Below are 267 nucleotides of genomic sequence, written 5' to 3'. Positions count from 1 at the left end.
TCGACGCCGAATACTCACAGCGCGTGTACCGCGACCTCGCCCAGTTGGCGAAGGACGCGCCGCCCGAATCGGCGCAGCACTGGTTTGAGCTGCGCTACCGCGCCCGTGCCGGCGACGGTGCCGATGTACTTGCACTGGCAATGCCCGCTCGCTTCAGGCAGCAACTGGCTGACGGGCGTTCTATCGCCGAGATCCACGCCGATATCCGCCTGGCTCTGCTGGCAGTGCGTGGAACACACGACGCGACCGCCTTCACACGGCTGCTGC

1 protein-coding gene is annotated in these 267 nt (G+C 66.7%); it reads left to right on the top strand.

What is annotated here, in order from left to right; genetic code table 11:
• The coding region (locus tag FLQ44_RS24160) for a hypothetical protein (RefSeq protein WP_147695460.1) at positions 1–267 on the top strand (267 nt) is incomplete at both ends.

Source organism: Vogesella mureinivorans (assembly GCF_007644035.1).
Lineage (GTDB): Bacteria > Pseudomonadota > Gammaproteobacteria > Burkholderiales > Chromobacteriaceae > Vogesella > Vogesella mureinivorans.
This window is presented reverse-complemented; position numbering and strand designations above follow the sequence as displayed.